This window comes from Flectobacillus major DSM 103, assembly GCF_000427405.1.
GTDB classification, from domain to species: domain Bacteria; phylum Bacteroidota; class Bacteroidia; order Cytophagales; family Spirosomataceae; genus Flectobacillus; species Flectobacillus major.
This window is the reverse complement of sequence record NZ_KE386491.1, coordinates 1,254,855-1,272,543: the sequence shown is the minus strand read 5'-3', so window position 1 is coordinate 1,272,543 and position 17,689 is coordinate 1,254,855. Positions and strand designations below refer to the sequence as shown.

12 protein-coding genes are annotated in these 17,689 nt (G+C 36.4%); all 12 read right to left on the bottom strand.

The window, feature by feature from the left end; translation table 11 throughout:
* Positions 1 to 55: 55 nt before the first annotated feature.
* Entirely contained in the window at positions 56 to 508 is a 453-nt protein-coding gene (locus FLEMA_RS0107100) for a hypothetical protein (protein WP_052354001.1), read from the bottom strand.
* The gene (locus tag FLEMA_RS76520; protein ID WP_262486531.1) at positions 508 to 1,443 is read right to left on the bottom strand and encodes an RHS repeat-associated core domain-containing protein; all 936 of its coding nucleotides are present in this window, start codon (positions 1,441 to 1,443) and stop codon (positions 508 to 510) included. Before FLEMA_RS76520 ends, FLEMA_RS0107100 begins: the two co-directional genes overlap by 1 nt.
* A 481-nt stretch (positions 1,444 to 1,924) precedes the next feature.
* Positions 1,925 to 3,634, bottom strand: a complete 1,710-nt coding sequence (locus FLEMA_RS0107085) for a DUF3238 domain-containing protein (RefSeq protein ID WP_026994862.1) — start codon at positions 3,632 to 3,634, stop codon at positions 1,925 to 1,927.
* Positions 3,635 to 3,943: 309 nt separating this feature from the next.
* Positions 3,944 to 4,465: a hypothetical protein gene (locus tag FLEMA_RS0107080; RefSeq protein ID WP_026994861.1), complete on the bottom strand. Its 522-nt coding sequence runs from the start codon at positions 4,463 to 4,465 to the stop codon at positions 3,944 to 3,946.
* 52 nt (positions 4,466 to 4,517) lie between these two features.
* Entirely contained in the window at positions 4,518 to 4,805 is a 288-nt protein-coding gene (locus FLEMA_RS0107075; RefSeq protein ID WP_026994860.1) for a hypothetical protein, read from the bottom strand.
* A 5-nt stretch (positions 4,806 to 4,810) separates the two neighbouring features.
* A complete protein-coding gene (locus tag FLEMA_RS0107070) occupies positions 4,811 to 6,493 on the bottom strand; it encodes an RHS repeat domain-containing protein (protein WP_026994859.1) in 1,683 nt (560 codons plus the stop codon).
* A gap of 237 nt (positions 6,494 to 6,730) precedes the next feature.
* The gene (locus tag FLEMA_RS0107065; RefSeq protein ID WP_026994858.1) at positions 6,731 to 7,321 is read right to left on the bottom strand and encodes a DUF4304 domain-containing protein; all 591 of its coding nucleotides are present in this window, start codon (positions 7,319 to 7,321) and stop codon (positions 6,731 to 6,733) included.
* A gap of 12 nt (positions 7,322 to 7,333) precedes the next feature.
* The gene (locus FLEMA_RS0107060; protein ID WP_044171035.1) at positions 7,334 to 7,903 is read right to left on the bottom strand and encodes a hypothetical protein; all 570 of its coding nucleotides are present in this window, start codon (positions 7,901 to 7,903) and stop codon (positions 7,334 to 7,336) included.
* Between the two features lie 336 nt (positions 7,904 to 8,239).
* On the bottom strand, positions 8,240 to 8,647 hold the full coding sequence (locus FLEMA_RS0107055; RefSeq protein WP_026994856.1) for a hypothetical protein: 408 nt from the start codon (positions 8,645 to 8,647) through the stop codon (positions 8,240 to 8,242).
* 12 nt (positions 8,648 to 8,659) lie between these two features.
* Positions 8,660 to 9,556 carry an RHS repeat-associated core domain-containing protein gene (locus tag FLEMA_RS75970; protein ID WP_052354000.1) on the bottom strand — a complete coding sequence of 299 codons (897 nt, stop codon included), beginning with the start codon at positions 9,554 to 9,556 and terminating at the stop codon, positions 8,660 to 8,662.
* Positions 9,557 to 10,079: 523 nt separating this feature from the next.
* Positions 10,080 to 10,646 carry a hypothetical protein gene (locus tag FLEMA_RS0107040; RefSeq protein WP_044171033.1) on the bottom strand — a complete coding sequence of 189 codons (567 nt, stop codon included), beginning with the start codon at positions 10,644 to 10,646 and terminating at the stop codon, positions 10,080 to 10,082.
* Entirely contained in the window at positions 10,588 to 17,361 is a 6,774-nt protein-coding gene (locus tag FLEMA_RS0107035; protein ID WP_026994853.1) for a DUF6443 domain-containing protein, read from the bottom strand. Before FLEMA_RS0107035 ends, FLEMA_RS0107040 begins: the two co-directional genes overlap by 59 nt.
* Positions 17,362 to 17,689 lie beyond the last annotated feature (328 nt).

Sequence of the window (17,689 nt, the reverse complement as noted above, 5' to 3'; positions counted from 1 at the left end):
TCCTACCACTTTGGATATATTTGTCAATAAAAAGCCCCAAATAGGGGCTTTTTTATTATTTATGCAAAATTTCAATATCTAAATATTGTATTTTATTTTCCTCGTAAAAGTCTAAAACTATTTCTTTTAGTAAATCTTCTCTTGTAAGCGTTATAATTCCCGAAGGAACATCTTTGAAAGAAAAGTCAAAATTAAACTCTCGAAGTAAGTTTATTAAAATAGTTCCACAATCTTTGGAATATGAGGTAAATACATAGTACTTGTTGTTTACTTCGTCAAGGTCTTCTAAAAGTATATTTTCTAACTTATCCTTATCAGTAAAAAGGATTTTTGAAGAATATCTTAATTGTTTAGCCTGATTTTGTTCACGAATCTTATCAGTCTCTATAATTGACAATAACATAGAAGCTGTTATTTCCTTTTTCAGAATTTTATGAAGTTCCCCTAAATAAAGAGGTAAATCTTGTTTTCCGTATAATCTTCGTTTTTTTTGTTCGTTTGTTTCCATCAGTAGTTCACTTTTGATTTTTCGTTGTCTAATCTTGGTCTTCCATAGTTATTCATCTTAACATTTCCATCAGCATCTTTTCTAACTTTACCTGCTTCCCAATGATTTTGACCTGGATGACTACTATCTAATGTTTGTTGTTGAACCGATTTGGTCTGCTTACCACCGCCATTTTTAGGAACTTCATAGGTATATTCACGCCCTGACGCATTTTTTGATTGTGAAAGAGGTTGTTGACTTGTTGGAATTCCTGCATCTCTCATAGCTTCACGTCGTGCCGCTCTTGAAGTACCTGCTAATTTATCACCTTCTTTTAAGCCTGTTTGAGCTGCCTCAATAGCATTTTCAATTTTGTGAATACCATTTGCAATTTTGCCACTTTTCGCTAAATCTCCAACGTATGGCAAAGCTGCACCTAAACCACTGGCTGCAGCTCCCCAATAGTCGCCACTCTTAGCAGAAAGTGAAGCCCCTAAAATATCTAAGGTTGGAGTAGGGTCAAAAACACCTCCAACATCTACGGCAGCTTGTAAAATGTCATTGCCCGAAAGTGTATAGTTTCCACCAAAATCTACACCTAAACCACTGGCATTTATTTTTAAATCTACCAAATCAGTTTTTACCGTAACACTTGAATTGTTCGCTCCTAAAAGGGTAATATCAACTGGTGCACGACCATCAGGGTCTATGAATCTAACAGGGTTATTAAAGCTAAAACTGTACGGTGAATATGGGGTAAATTTTTCCGCCAGTGGGTCAATAGTGATAAACCTAGGCACAATATTATCATACCATCTTGCTCCAAAATCTGTGTAGCCAGTTCCTTGTAAGCTTTCCTTTCCTGTAAACTTAAAATTATTTAAGTTCGAGTTATTTTGATAACTCAAAGTTGGTAAATCTTCCCCCCAAACACCGTAGGCATTAGCTTGTGTAATCTTGGCTATTCCTAGTGAATCTTTGAAGGCTACTCTTAGATTGCCTAGATGGTCTGTGATATTGTACTCATATTCTCCGTTTACGATTCTACCCTCGTCGTGTGTAGTTTGATATAAAATACCATTTTCATAAATATCATCTTCCTCATATTACCTATCGATAAAGTCTTTTAGTTTCGGTCCTTCTGCCTCACCAACTTGCGAAAATGTGCTATCCTTGTCTTTTTACTTTACTATTAGTTTCCACGAAAACACACAAAAACCAAAATGAAAGGGATTAGTATCCAAAATACTTGCCAGCCTTTTTTTATGTCTTTTAGCGTAAAAGACAGTATTGTTTGCACTATCCCAATAAAGCACAGTACATAGAATAAGTATGTTGGCCATTCTTGATACAAATACATTTTTATATTTAGAACAACTCCAATAATTAAAGAGGTCAAGCCGAAATACCTAAGCATCAAATTTTTGTTTTTCATAATTAATTATTTTTGTTGTGGGTTTTCTTTTTATCATTAGTATTTCCTGAATTATCAACTTTTTTATCCATCGGAGGGAATAATGAGTTAGGAGAATTACCTGTTTGGTTTGGATTACTCCCATATATTAAAGTGGATTGTCCATTAGCTTCATTAGTAATAAAAAATTCATATGCAGGGAAACCATCAGTATAACCACTAATTTTATAATCAACAGACCCGTCACTTTGAGGAGTTATTGTAATATTTACGTCGTAATTAATTGCTGGAGCTCCTGAAACAAGTTTATTTGACGCATCAACTTGCATATTTATTGTTGTAGAATTGCTTTTTTCAAGCGAAGTCTTATCATAAGTGGGATTTGGACCTGCTTTTGAAGCTTGGGATGTTTCTACTATTTTACCCTGGCTATTAAGACCAGCAGACCCGGCCGCTACATTATTTAAAGTCGTCACTTTTTTATTATCAAAATCAACTCGGACTTTTTGTTCGGTTCTAAAAGATGTTGCATTTGACTGATATGATTGTCTGTCGTCACCTTTAAACGATTTTGTATTCGAAACTGGAGCAAGCGGGTTTGCTACTGTTTTGTTGGGTATGAAAGAGCGTCCAGTAACTATATATGGCTCTAAGCCTTCAAGTTCTCTTGCATCAATAACTCTGTTACCACTAAAAGCATAAGGTGTCCAATGTGAATACTTTTCCGCCATTGGGTCAACCGAAATAAAACGCCCTAAAATAGGGTCTTCCATTCGCCATTTAAATTGATACCATCCTAATCCAAAATCACCTTGTAATTCCTGTTCCTGAAAAGTGAACCTATTACTCTTTAAAGAATTTACATACTTCAAAGTTGGTAAATCTTCCCCAAAAACACCGTAGGCATTAGCTTGTGTAATCTTGGCAACTCCTAGTGAATCTTTAAACGCAACTCGTAAATTTCCTAAATGGTCTGTGATACTGTACTCATATTCTCCGTTTACGATTCTACCTTCGTCGTGTGTAGTTTGATATAAAATACCATTTTCATAAATATCATCTTCCTCATAATCCGTATATTTACCCGTTGATAAAGTCTTTTTTAACTTTGTTCCACTTGCATTATATTCATAATTTATCCAATTACCGTTTGCAAATTGTATCCTTTTAGGTAATTTAAGATAATTATACTCAATAAGCGTAATGCCTTTGTTATTGTCTGATTTTAAAGAACCATCTTGCCAGTAGGTGTAATCATTCCCTGATACATCTTTGAAACTTGACTCTTCTCCTGAAACATCATCTACCTTTAGTATTTTGTTGGAGTTGGTATTATAAGTATAATTGAGATTATCAATTAGCCCAAAGGTATTGTTAGCTTTCCATCCGTTTCTTGATAGATTGGTGATATTCCCATTGGCATCATAAGTTACATTATTTAGGGCATAGTTTTCTCCTGCTTTGGTACTTCCATAAGTGGCAACGGTGATACGAGAAGCTCCGTCGTAGCTATATTGATAGGCTCTTTGGATACCGTCGATATTGCTTTTCCAATATTGGTTTCTGATATTTCCGTCGTAATATGTACCGTCTTCTTCGTAGTCGAGTTTATAGCTAAATAGGCTATTGGTTAGGTTGTTATTGGCATCGAGATTGATTCCTTTTAGCCCACCTCTGATATGGTATTTGTAATCAAGGGTTTGTAATATTCCTGTATTGGTGTTTACCGACAAACTACCTAAGTTTAATGTCCCATAATTCTGTAGTGTACCAGCATTGTATAAACTTCCTGCTGTGGCGATTTTTCCTGTAGGAATGGTGATGTTATGCCCTGTATTGATACGAACATTGTCAGAGATGCTTGGAATACTGCCTCCTTGCCATGTAGTGGAGTTTGTCCAATCACCTGTTTGAGAACTCCCAATAGCTGATGTTGGATTAAATTGTTTGCTCTTTAACCGTCCTATAGCATCGTAAATTTATTAGCCGTGCAAGGTGTTATCACCTGACACGGCTAATATACTTACAACATTTTTCACCTTTTATTGGACACTACGCTGACCAGAGTGTACTATGCCAAATCCATCCAATGCTAATGGTCCCCCCATAGAATAAATCTTCCTTATCCTAAATAATGAGTTCTGAGGGGTATAATATTTTTCATTATGTAGTTTTGACTGAAAGTACAAATCTTTTTTGTCATAATTATTAGCTTCAAAAAATACGTATGAAACTACTTTATTGTCTTTGACAAAGATAAAAAGGTTATCTTTTTCATTAAGATATGGAAAGTTGTAGCAATTCCAATCAAATCCCAATTTCTGATCAACATCTCTTTTTGTATCAAGATGTACAAAGGCGTACATTTTGTCCCAGTGGAAATTAGTAAGAGTATCCATCCTAAACAAAAAGGCTTCCCCTTGTTTGATTTTTTGGGCTTCATCAAAAACCTTTACAATTTTTTGTTCTAATATATTGTTTTCATGCTCATCAAAATCAGTTACGCACCCGATACAAAGAGTAGATAAGATACTAATGCATATAAGACCTGTTTTTTGCGTCATCTTCTTTATAAGATTATTCTAAGGTTTGGTATCTAACATATTACTATTTATATTAAATGGGGTTAATTGCTTGACTTATTGCTCGGAATATAGCAGAAAGTCGATCTAAATCAGAAATAGAGACAGTCCTATTATCCTCTATAATTTGCTTTAGGAATTCTAAGTCTTCAGATAATGATCCTACGACTAAAGTATATTTTTCAGTATTTATATTATACCATTCATCACTACTAATAATAGTGTAGTAATCTTTGTCAATATCTACTTGCGAAATATTATCATTTATGAATGTTAATACCTTACTAGATATTTCTTTTATAGCGTTTGTTTCTATTGTCATAATTTCTATTTTTTTCTGTTTTCAATTTCTTGATTTATCTTTTTTAATTCACCTTCTTGTTTTCTAATCTGTTGTTCTAACGACTTTATACGCCCCTCTATAACTTTTCTTATCGCATTATCTCCCCCTTTTTGAGCCTGAGCCATTTTTTCAGGACTTGTTTTGCCAATTGGGTCTGCTTTAAACTCTTCCAATTTAATTTGATGTTCTTTTACTAGATTAGTATAGCTTTTTTGAGAACTAAGGAGTTCTTTTTCTCCCATTTTTGAGTACATACTCCTCTGAGAAATTTCCTCTGGGAGTTTTTCAACTGCATCTAAGGCCCTAGAAACATTTTTAGTTTCAGTAGCAACTCCTAATACTTCTCCTACCACTGTTCCTGACAAAAGTGGACGAAGGAGTGTTATGCCAACTTCTGCCAAAACTGCTGTAGCTAATACATTAACCGTAGTTTTTGCAGCATAAACAGCTCCCTTGTGAGCCATATCTACATTCTCTTCCTGGCTAGGATTATGTGAAAAACCTGCTTCTTTCCATAAAGTATTTCCTAAATTATAAGGGACTAACTCTAACCCTTCATATTCGACTCCCAATCCTAATTTATTTTCTGCAAAAGCAAAAGGTGAATTGTAGGAATATTGTTCTGAGAGTGGGTCAACTGAAATAAAGCGTCCTAAAATTGGGTCATGAAACCGATATTTATAAGATAATAGGTTAAAACCAAAAGTATCATGTAATTCTTTTCCAGAAAAGGTTTTGAATTTATTGTAAGTTCCAGGATTATAATAATCCAAACCTTTTAACCGCATTCCCCATGGGTCATAATCTAATTTGGTGACAATTTTGGCAAGTCCCAAACTATCTTTAATACTTAGCCTTAAATTTCCTGCCTGATCATTAATGTCATATTCATAACTTCCATTTGTAACACGCCCCTCTTCATGGTTAATTTGATAGAGAGTATTATTTTCATATATCAGATTACCAACATAATCTAAGCGTAAGCCCTCAGAGGTTTGAGTTTGTAACAATTTCCCTTGTGCGTTGTAGATGAATGCTTTCCACTGACCATTGGCTTTGGTGATTTTTTTAGGTAGCTTTAAATAATACCAATCTATTGAAATTTTCTTATTATCATCAAAAATCAAACTACCATCTTGAGCATAAATATATTGATTTTCGGCACTAGAGGAATCTCTAAAATCACCTACATTTGGGTTATTGAGTAACAAAGCATCATTAACAGCTTTTATTTTATTAGAATTAGTATTGTATGTGTAGGCTAACTGGTCTATATCTCCCCAAGAGTTTGGCGATATTTTCCCATTTCTACTAAGACTAAGGATATTCCCATTGGCATCATAAGTTACATTATTTAGGGCATAGTTTTCTCCTGTTTTGGTACTTCCATAAGTGGCAGCGATGATGCGAGAAGCCCCGTCGTAGTTGTATTGGTAGGCTCTTTGGATACCGTCGATATTGCTTTTCCAATATTGGTTTCTGATATTTCCGTCGTAGTATGTACCGTCTTCTTCGTAGTCGAGTTTATAACTAAATAGGCTATTGGTTAGGTTGTTATTGGCATCGAGATTGATACCTTTTAGCCCACCTCTGATATGGTATTTGTAATCAAGGTAGAAGTGTATATGGTCAAAAAGACGGTAAGTCTGCTCAGGAGTTTGTGTCACATCCTATAGCAATAGGGTTGGTATAATCGTACATAAATATAAAATTTATGGTAACTGGGTATTCTCGATACTAATCCATTTTTCGTATCATATATGTATAATCATAAATTCAGAATAAAAATAGCTCAATCGTTTTTTAATTGAGCTATTCGAGCTATGGGTTTCTTTAAGGCTAATCTATTGTTTATTTGAATATTGTAGTGTCATTGACAATTTTTAAACTCTATATTCATAGCCTTACGGAACATATTTTTGCAAATTACTGATAACTTTAATAGCTTTTTCTCCCCACACTTTATCAACTGAAATTTTTTGTAATGCTTCAAATGCCTTTCTCTGATCGTTACATAAAAAATCAATTACCGCAAGTTGTATTTTAAAAAGTGGATATTGAGAATCGCTACCTTCCCAATCAATCATTATTTTTCTTAGTGCATTATAATCAATTACAAAATCAAAAAAAGGGTTAATTTTTTCTTCTATTAATGATGTAATAAAATTTTGTGTTTTATAAAATACCTCATTGTCATTAGATAATTCCAACCAAAAATCTTTTTTTGAATTTAAAAAATAATTAACTCTCGTTCTAAATGTACATTCCGTTTCGACTGGAATTTTAGACACTTTTTCCCATATCAATTGATGGATTTCTGGACAGTATACACCTATGTTTATTGTAAAATATTCTTCCCCCTTTATGTTGTTTCTACTGGGTTGGATATTGATAATATAAGTGAAGTTATTCTTTCTTTTAAAGAAAGTAAGATTAGATTTATTATAACCAGGTATAGTTGTTTCTTTGAACAATCTCTTTATCAGATCTTTCATGGTTTTTATATTTTACGGTTCATAATATATTACACGCCCTTTTCTACCAGTCTGTTCCTCATATTTCTTCATTTGGGATTTTCCTCTTGACCTTCCTCTTGCCGTATTAGGTTTATATTCAAGCATGTTGCCACTAGGAGTTACAACATCTGGCTTATATATTTTGCCATCCTTACCTTTCAATGCAGGCTCTGATTCCCATCCATCTTTTTTTAGCACTTTTTCTGACAGCTCTTTATGTTTTTGTTTTCCAACTTGAGCAGCATTATTGTTTCCACTCGTGGAGTTTGAATTAGGGTGTTTTCCCTCGGAATTAAGATTATAAGCTGCTTTTGCAAACGTAGAACCACCATGTAAAATCATTGTTGTACTGCCTGTTGCCAATGGTACTGCTACTGGGGTGGCTCCCCCTAATGTCACGACTTCTCCTACCGCTGCTGTTGCATCGCCACCTATACCTGTGATGATTTCGGCTGTTGCTCCAATCATTGAAAGTATATGACCTGTTGTTGCTCCTGCACGGTAAGAGCTAGAACCGTTGGGGTTTACATAACTTGTCGCTAATGGAATATTGTTTTCCATGATAGCGTCTATAGTTCCTGAAACAAAATCTATTACTCCTCCACAACATGGTTCTTTACCATCAGGGTCAGATTTGAGAATCGGATTATTTCAACTATATTGATACAATGATAAATGTTCTTGTCCTTCTATTACGGGGTCTTGAGAGGTAAAACGTCCCGTTTGGGGGGCAAATTGCCTGTGAATCAAGTCGATGCCTGTTTCAAATTGCGTTTCCCTATTTAGGAATTGAAAACACCCTTCTTGGGCTTCGTTCCGCTACGCTACACTCAGCCCAAGAAGGGTTAATAACATACAATGAGATTGGCGAACTCTAAGCCAAGTGAGAGGTATTAATTAGTCTAATTGCTTTACCTTCTCTAAAAAAAGGAAGTCGTTACTACTAATTTCCCAAAAAGAAGAATCTATTAATTCTATATAATAGTTATAAGTAACTCTCATTTCCTCTTCAGTCAAGTTATTTTTAAAATCCTTATCTCCAACTAATAAAATTTCTATTGTTTGAAAAATTTGGTTTGATAATTCAACTAATTCTTCCCATTGCATTATATAGCCAGAAATTGAATTACTTATTTCTTCCTCCAATTCAACAATGTGATAAAAAGAATTATTCTTCATTATAGCTTCTAAACGCATAATTTTCCATTGGTAATTTTGACCATTATTTATCTTTTGCAAGATATCTGACAATTTTACAGATAAGTAAAAATCATCGTTACCAATAAGCTTTATTAAATCATTCATTTTATTTTTTATTTATAGAGACTCAGCTTTACCTCTTTTCGCTGTACCTCCCGTTTCATTTTGAATGTATCTATGCTGATGTGGATTAGTATGACCTTGTTGTGGTCTTCCATGATCTGTAAAGTCAATATCTCTAATAGGTTTGCCATTTCCATCAAATTCTCTTGCTTGCCTATAATCGCCTTTACTTCCACCCTTTGTTCCTAACTGAGTATGTGGTCGTCCTAAAGCTTCTGGATCTGCCTTTGGCGTACCATCTGTATTTCTGGGCAACGCCTCTTTTGGAGCATATCCATCAGATTTAGTGGTTGCACTGTTTGGTCTTTCATAAGCTTTCGTTATTTTTTCAGTTGTAACACTTTCCTTCACTATTGTACTTTCACTTTTCAAAAGCGAAGCTGCTGCATCTTTCAATATCGTTGATTCTACTTTTAAACCAATCAAAGCTAACCCTTCTACAGCAAGTTCTTCCACAGGCATAAGTATTAAAGCTGCGGTGGCCAAACCTTTTCCTACATCTTTTAAGAGAGTTGTTGCTAACTGCTTACTTTCAGCTTCATTTGGATTATGAGTATATCCTGCTGATGACCATAGAATACTTGATGGTGACGCTCCCCCACAACATGGTTCTTTACCATCAGGATCAGACCGTAAAATCGGATTATTCCAACTATATTGATATAAAGATAAGTGTTCTTGTCCTTCTATTACGGGGTCTTGACTTGTGAACCTTCCAATAATATTATCAAATTGGCGATTTACTAAATCTGTATATCCTGTTTCAGATTGAAATTCACGGTTTAAGTATCCAAAGTTGTTTATTTTAGGCGTATTAAGGTATTTCAGAGTCGGTAAATCTTCCCCCCAAACACCGTAGGCATTAGCTTGTGTAATCTTGGCTATGCCCAAAGAATCTCTAAACGCTATTCTTAGATTGCCTAGATGGTCTGTGATATTTTAGGCTAGTTAATTGTGAGGAATGTTCTATTTCTGATTTTTCACCAATACAAACAAAGCCAAGACTATCTATTTTTAACAGATAAACTTGGCTTGATGGTTTACAAGACGACTTTAGTTTTTTACTAAATACAACCAAAGCTACAATAACATAGCCTCAGTTGTATTGACAAAGGGTTATAGATTACCACGGTGGAATATCATTAATAGAAGACCCCAGATAAACAGGCTTTAAGATATTCACTCAAAAGGCAACCTTCAAAATTATGAAATATCATATGTCCTCCAAACTCAGCCCAGTTCCATAAAAGTACGTTCTTGTTTAGTAATAATTTACATATCAAGTCTCTATTATATACTTCATTTTTAAAGCAATCAATAATTATATTAGACAAAATAGGGAGCAACTCCTTATTGTATTGAGACAATAGTCTATTTTTCTCCTTGAATAACATGAAACATTATTCCTAATTACCTAGAACTTGAAAGTTTTGACGATTTCTTGCCCATTAAATTGAGGTATATGTATTTGGATATTCCGATTTTCTAAAACGTAATAGTACCATTCTGGTTTTGAGGTTTCTTTAAGCTTTCTATTGCCTCGAAACATGCTATCCAAAGGTGATATTATAACGTTTAAGGTACTATCTAAAATATACATAGAATTATCTGAGCTTAAACCAATAAAGTTGTTATCAATCTGTCTAAGTTTGATGTCTATATTGAATTTATTATTTAACTCAATGCGATATAATACCTTTTGGTTGGCTATATCATAGGATACTAACTGGTAGTCAAACAAGGTAAAGTATATAGTGTTTTTTTTGAATATTACGTGACTTTTACCACTACGCAAAATACTATGTTTATCATCCTTTAATATACCAATGGTATCTTTTTTATTAAAGTATAGCTCAAAAATATTTCCATGGAAATCTACTATTAGGAATGGTTTATCTTTTTGTTGACAGCTTATAAAAACATTACTTAATATCAAAAGCATTAACCCTTTGCTGAATAACCTTATTAGTTTCTGTTTCATTTTTAAAAATTCTACGAATTTGGTTTTTAAATTGATTATAATAGTTCACTCTTTCTTGAAAATATGAACCATCTGTAGCTTTCATTAATCTATGTTGATTTTCTTCTGATATTGCTGTCTTGCCAAACAATAGTGCCTCTGTATTAATTCTAACATGTTGCAGTTCGTGTAACAGTACCAACCCTCTATCAATCTTTGATAGGTTACTATAGAATTCCCCTGGATTTTCTTGCTCACTTTCTTGTTCCCATGAACTCCATCGTAAATTAACGTTGAATTCGAGTGTACTTTTACTTGGTAATGATGTTATTACACCTTTCCCCAAGCCATCATCTTCATTTCGTATTTCTTTTTTAGAACCATTTTTATCAATAGCAAATTGTTTGGTTCCTCCTGTAGCCCACATGTTTTTTAGACCAAAAACAATACTAACTTTTTCAAATTTACCTCCAATTCCAAAATCTTTTAAGAACTGCTTTCCTGCATTGGTACCAATAAATGTGTTATATGCTGACATTGCATACTTACTAGAACTAAAGTCTTTATTTAGTGAAATACTATCGCCATTTATATCTACATAAGTAATAGGATTGTTTGCTGCGAATTGATAAGGACTCATCCCATAATATTTTTCACTAAACCTATCAATTGACATCATTTTACCTATTGTGGGATTTAGTATTCTATTTCCCAAATCTATAAATTCAGTAGCTTCGTCAAACTCTTTACCATTATACTGGTGCTTGTTAAAGTTAGCATAATTTTTATTTATCTGCATCCCTTTCATCGACAAACCCCAAGGGTCGTAAAAAATACTTTGGGTAGGTGTGGCAATTCCTGCGGAGTCTTTGAGTGATACTCTTAGATTACCTAAATGGTCTGTGATATTATACTCGTACTGTCCTTGTGCGTTGATACGCCCTTCGTCGTGCGAAATCTGGTAGAGACTACCATTTACATAAATCTCATCTTCTTCATAATCGGTTGTTTCGCCATTAGAATCTATTTTTTTGAGTTTTGAGCCTTGTGCATCATACTGGGTGGTAATAGTTCTTCCGTTGTCGAATGTTATTGTTTTGGGGAGTTTGAGATAATTGTAAGTGATGGAGGCTATCTTTTTGTTCTTATCCTTTTTCAGACTACCATCTTCCCAATATTCATAATCATTATCGGTATTAGTAGCATCTCTAAAATCGCCTAAGTCTGGATTGCCAATGGTGGCATCTTGAATTTTTAGGAGCTTATTAGAATTGGTTTGATAGGTGTAACTTAGGTTATCGACATTACCAAAACTGGTATAATTGGTATTCGTTGCTCCATTTCTACTAAGAGTTTTGATATTGCCATTGGCATCATAAGTTACATTATTTAGGGCATAGTTTTCTCCTGCTTTGGTACTTCCATAAGCGGCAGCGGTGATACGAGAAGCCCCGTCGTAGTTGTATTGGTAGGCTCTTTGGATACCGTCGATATTGCTTTTCCAATATTGGTTTCTGATATTTCCGTCGTAGTATGTACCGTCTTCTTCGTAGTCGAGTTTGTAGCTGAATAGGCTATTGGTTAGGTTGTTATTGGCATCGAGATTGATACCTTTTAGCCCACCTCTGATATGGTATTTGTAATCAATAGTTTGTAATATTCCTGTATTGGTGTTTACCGACAAACTACCTAAGTTTAATGTCCCATAATTCTGTAATGTACCTGCATTGAATAAACTTCCTGCGGTGGCTATTTTGCCTGTAGGAATGGTGATATTATGCCCCGTATTGATACGGACGTTGTCAGAGATGCTTGGAATACTGCCTCCTTGCCATGTAGTGGAGTTTGTCCAATCGCCTGTTTGAGAACTCCCAATAGCCGATGTAGGACTAAATTGTTTGCTTTTTAACCGTCCAATTTCATCGTAGATATATTTGGCAATGGTTTTTTCATTACCGTTTAAAGAATGTCTAAATGTAGTTTTTCTGCCTAAATGGTCATATTCATAGCTGAGTATTTTAATGTTTGAGCCTTTGGTGATTCTCGTTGTTAGAAGTTCGCCATTAAAACGATATTGATAATCTTTTCTAATGATGTTCCCCCGAATGGTTTGTTGGAAATCTTGAATAACTCGCCCTTTATAATCGTAATAATTGACAGATTTGTACCAGTCGTTGCTTTCAAGGTTTCGTACCAATGCTCCTGTTTGGAGGCCTTTGGTATTGGCTTGTGTATGGAAGGCGTTGGCCGCCTGGAAGTTGTAGGCTGTTTCTGTTTGCCATGTGTAATCGTCGTAGTAGTTGACCGTTTTTACGTTGGTCTCGGCAGGGGTATAACTGCTTGGAAACGAGCGATTGGTATAGCCCAAAAGGGTTGAGCCTCTTTCTTCGTAGGGAATGCTTACGGCATCAAACTCGCTTTGTAATTGGCTACGGCTATACGTACCAATGTTATTGATAAGTCCTGTTCGGATTACCCTCCCCAAGGCATCGTACTGGCTAAACTTCCAGTAGTTGGGACTGGCATTGGCATCTTTGTCATCGTTTTCGAGGACGATTCGGTCTTGTTTGTCATAAACATAGCGTGTCCAGCCTGTGCCAGGGATATGTTTTTCGGTTAAACGCCCTTGGTTGTCGTAATGATAGCCGTAGATGCCTTCCAAAAATAACGTTTCGGTTTCTGTAAAAGTGGTTTTTGTCCCCGAATCAAAGAGTTTGTAGGCTTCGGGCGGAACTACATAGCGTAAGCGACCCAAGTCGTCATATACGTATGCCGTTATGGCAAAATTAAAAGTTCCTGCTTCTAATTGTTGGTATTTGCTAATGGTTCGGGCTTGTCTGTCTTTTATTTCTATTGTCCATAAACCCCGCTCTGAGGTTAATAGGGTATTGTGAAGCGAGCTTTCTGGATAACGGGTATTGGCACTTACACTCCCGTTGGTATTGATATTAAACATCACCACTTCATTACCTGCTGTTAGGTAAGAATAAGCCGTAAACTTATCATTGAAACGCCATGCTTGGCCTGCTCCAAATTGTTTGCCTATACGGTTTAGGGGGCTTGGCTCATAAATAGAACGGCTAAATGAACAGGTATCGGCATAAAAAGCATTGGCTTGGGCTAGCGAATTACTCACAAACTGTCCTGTAGCAAGGGAGCTTGCAAAAGGTAAAACCGTCGTATTAACTCTACTATAGCTATCATAAAAAATACTGGTGCTTACCAAATCAACATTGCTTGGACTAGCTTTCCAGTTGAGGGTTTGCAAAGGCTTACCCAAACCGTCTATGTACTGAACTTGGGTATGGGTTTTGGTAATATCAGGGTCTAAAACACTCCCCGTTTGTGCTGTTCGGGCTGTTCTACTAATCACGTAAGCCATGGTGTTGGTGGGGCTTACTCCTCGGTTGGTGGGGGCTGATTCGTTGGGGTAATGATAGAAATAATCTGCCAACAAATACCCTTGATGGTCGGTGGTGGTAGACAGTCGATTGAAATTATCGTACCCAAAAGTAGTATTGTACCCATTGATGTCGTTGATAGAGCTTAGTCCAACAAGGGGAAAGTAGTTGTAGGTATTGGTTCGGGCCAGAATATTGCCCAATACGCCCCCTCCAATGGTATGAGTTTTGACTAAATCTATTTTTCCTACATCGGTAGTGGTATAATAGGCTAGCTGCATACTTATGCCATTGCGAAGCTGGTAACGAGTCAGGTTGGTACGGGTATCATAGCTGAGAAAATCTATTTGGGTAAGTAGTGGCCCATTTTCTAGCTGGGTTTCTATCTTTTGAGGCAAATAATACATCGAATCGCCCAAAGACCATTGACTATAACTGGTTTTCTGGTAGTTTAATGGGGCATAGCTGATTGTACCATTGTCGGCTACCATTACCAAACGGGTAGTCTTTTCTATGGGTGAAGCAATCATATTTTTGGCCGTCATTCCTGCCAATACGCTATTGGAAGGAAAATCATAGGCATACTTCATGGATGTCTCGATGCTGCGGCTATCTACCCCTACCGAATTGATGGTTAGCTTTTTGGCCTTACTTTCGGTGGTAAGGGTTCGTGAAATTTGGGTATAATTGCTATTATCGTAAAAGTACGATGTTTTGGTTTCGACGGCATATTGGCCTGTTGGCTCAAAGGATTGTTCGACACTGGTAACTTGTTTTACTTGGTCGGCCGACAACAGATAGATTGAATACAAAATACCACAATAGTTATTAGCATTTGTACAACAGGTATTACAGTAAGTAGTATTATAACCTGCTTTTACACCCGAAATACTGGCACTTGGCTCGAACAAATAGGTATTGTCTATTTGTCTGACCTTTGTACCGTCGTTACGATAATCTATTTGTTGGGTTAATAAGCCTCGTTTGTAGTCTTTGGGATTGATGGGTGGAAATGGAAAAACCTTTGATTCTGCTACCCCTTCATCGGTATTGTTGAGAAATGAAGAAACCGTTTTGCCATTAGCCCCTAGCGAATCAGACAAAATCGTGACTTTTCCATACCCAATTGTGCCTCCCTGAATACTGCCAAGGGTGAATTTGGCACTGGAGTTGCGGGTATAGGCATGTGACGTTTTCACGCCTCCTGCTTCTCCCAATTGAATGTCGTCTATGTTGGTTAAATAATCACTGTTAGAGGCTTGATAAATGACAAAAGGGTTTTCGTATTGATAAAACTTCTCAGAGGATTTTGCTCCTAAGCCATCAAAAGTTTTGGTTTTGGCCATTCTAAGGCCTCCTGCCAACTGGATTTTGGGAGTTGGGTTACCTAGTGAATACCACTTGACGGTTGAGCTAAGACTATAATCGTTGGAATTTTGTGGAATAATATTGGTTCTGAGTTCTAAAGTAAATGTTTGGGCAGTGGTAATATTCTGAATATTCAAATATTTCAAGCCCATAATAAAGGCGTTGTCGACAAGCTGATTTTTACGATAATTGATTGACCAAAGTATCGTGCCACTCGTATTTCTTAAAGCCAAAGTAGCTACCACACTCGTGGGATTGACATCGCTTAGGGCCGCAGCACTAAATTCACCCTGAAAACTCAAATTGATATATTGAGAATCATTGATAGAAAAAGACAGGGTATTGGTAGCCTCAACGCCATTGGGTAATTTCAGAGCTGTCACCGTAGCTGCATTGAGGTTGAGCGTTTGGCTCATAGCTGTTTTGACTGGAGCTGTTGTCGTATAAGCGTTGGCCTCATAAAAAAGCTGTGTATAGCCTCCTGTTGGGTAGGTTACCTTCTGAAGGATTTCGGCCTTCATGGCCACTGCATCGGGCTCTTTATTGCCTATGCGGTGTTTGGGCGGAAAAAAACCATAGTTCATCGGGTCTATATTGGCTACACTGGGTAGCTCAAGGTAGTAGTCGGGCAATAAAGTTTGATTGGACACAGCTCCATTAAAATACCCCCAGTGGTCTTGAGCAAAGGCTCGTCGAGAAGGTAAGCCTACAGGGTTGTATTCAAAACGCCAAGGCTGATATAGGGTACTGCCAACTTTTCTTTCGATACTCAATAACTTGAGTCGTTTCCGAAAGGTAGTATTATTGTTAGGATTATGCTCGACACTACTTACGGCTGTAGAATAACTATAGGTAAACTTATATTCCTCTGTACTGGTGGTAGCTCCCTTGGGCGTTACCTTGATAGTAGACAAAGCATAATCCCCTTCTAGGTCTTCTCGTTCGGTAGGCTCTGGGACAAACTCAACAGATACGTTATCCGACAGAATTCTTGTCAAACGTTTAATACCAATATTGCGAGTTTTGAGGGTTATCCGACTATTATCTGAATCGGTGACACCACTGTAAGGCGGTTCTATTACCTTAATAAAGTCACTTTCGCTAAAGGTTATATCTGTTGGTATAATCGAGTTGTTATAAACAAAGGTAATGACATCTCCTTGGTGCGAGGTAAGGGTTTTTAAGTACCACGTTGAACCAAAGGGGGCTGAATCAAGGCTACTTCCATCAGTGATTTCGGTGGCGGTATCGCCTCCAAAAACAAGTCTTGTGCCGTCTTCCAAAACCACTTGCCAAGTATTGGTATTAAAATTAACCGTGATTTTTAAATCACTCCGAGGAATCGTTTGGATAGTACCATTAGATTTAAAAAGGAGTTTATAGCTTTTCCCCATGGCACTGAGCATATAAATATCCTGCTCAAAATCAATAGTTCCTTTGGCTACACCAACGATTTCGGGTTGCCAAATAGAAGGGCTAGTAGTGGCAAAAGAAATATTGTCAGGATTGGGGTAATGCAAACGGGTTGAGAAAAAACCGCCTGTTTCCTCATCGGGCAAACCACGAACACTTCTGGTGATAGCACTAATATTCAGGCTAAATCCAAGACCTACCCACGAAGCCACTTCGCCAACTTTAATCCCTGAAGCATGGTAACTCAACGAAATGGGTACTGAAACAGTTTTGGTTTTGACCTCATAAATAGGAATACTAATATCGGTAACGCCATTGTAGAGGTTTACAGGGAAATCGGTATATTTTCCTAAACTAGCAGCCGTAGGCGAAGGAGGTACGAGGTTAGGTTCGAGGACATCTTGAGAGGTAAGCTCAACCTGATTTTGTTTGGCTCTTAATTCCTTCAATTTGGCTTTGATAGAATCTATTTGAGCTAAGGGTGTAAAATTGAATAATGGATGAAGTAGTATAAACAATAATACCCTCATCACTTGTGTAGTACGGGTTTTCATCGGTAGATAAATTAAGGCTACTAATTAGAACAGATGCGTAAAGAATAATGGACAGACAATAGCCTATAGCTACGACGGTATTTGACACAGATAGTAAATATCTTGAAAAGCAAAAGGGCTGGCGTAATAGATGTTTTTCATAGAAAAGTATTGATGGATTGCAGAATGTATTTAGTTATTTTATACTGCAATAGTATAGGTTAATCAGATAAATATCAAACATTTACCTGATTTTTATTGAAATTAATGACCTTGATCATCTATTTGGGTGTCTGTGCGTAGAAATTCTTCGTTGGGAAATGGATTTAGGTAGCAAAATTTACTTCGA

Coding starts and splice junctions, on each gene's coding strand:
- FLEMA_RS0107100 (WP_052354001.1), bottom strand. CDS start 508: ATGGAAACAAACGAACAAAAAAAACGAAGATTATACGGAAAACAAGAT.
- FLEMA_RS0107080 (WP_026994861.1), bottom strand. CDS start 4,465: ATGACGCAAAAAACAGGTCTTATATGCATTAGTATCTTATCTACTCTT.
- FLEMA_RS0107075 (WP_026994860.1), bottom strand. CDS start 4,805: ATGACAATAGAAACAAACGCTATAAAAGAAATATCTAGTAAGGTATTA.
- FLEMA_RS0107065 (WP_026994858.1), bottom strand. CDS start 7,321: ATGAAAGATCTGATAAAGAGATTGTTCAAAGAAACAACTATACCTGGT.
- FLEMA_RS0107060 (WP_044171035.1), bottom strand. CDS start 7,903: ATGGAAAACAATATTCCATTAGCGACAAGTTATGTAAACCCCAACGGT.
- FLEMA_RS0107055 (WP_026994856.1), bottom strand. CDS start 8,647: ATGAATGATTTAATAAAGCTTATTGGTAACGATGATTTTTACTTATCT.
- FLEMA_RS0107040 (WP_044171033.1), bottom strand. CDS start 10,646: ATGAAACAGAAACTAATAAGGTTATTCAGCAAAGGGTTAATGCTTTTG.
- FLEMA_RS0107035 (WP_026994853.1), bottom strand. CDS start 17,361: ATGAAAACCCGTACTACACAAGTGATGAGGGTATTATTGTTTATACTA.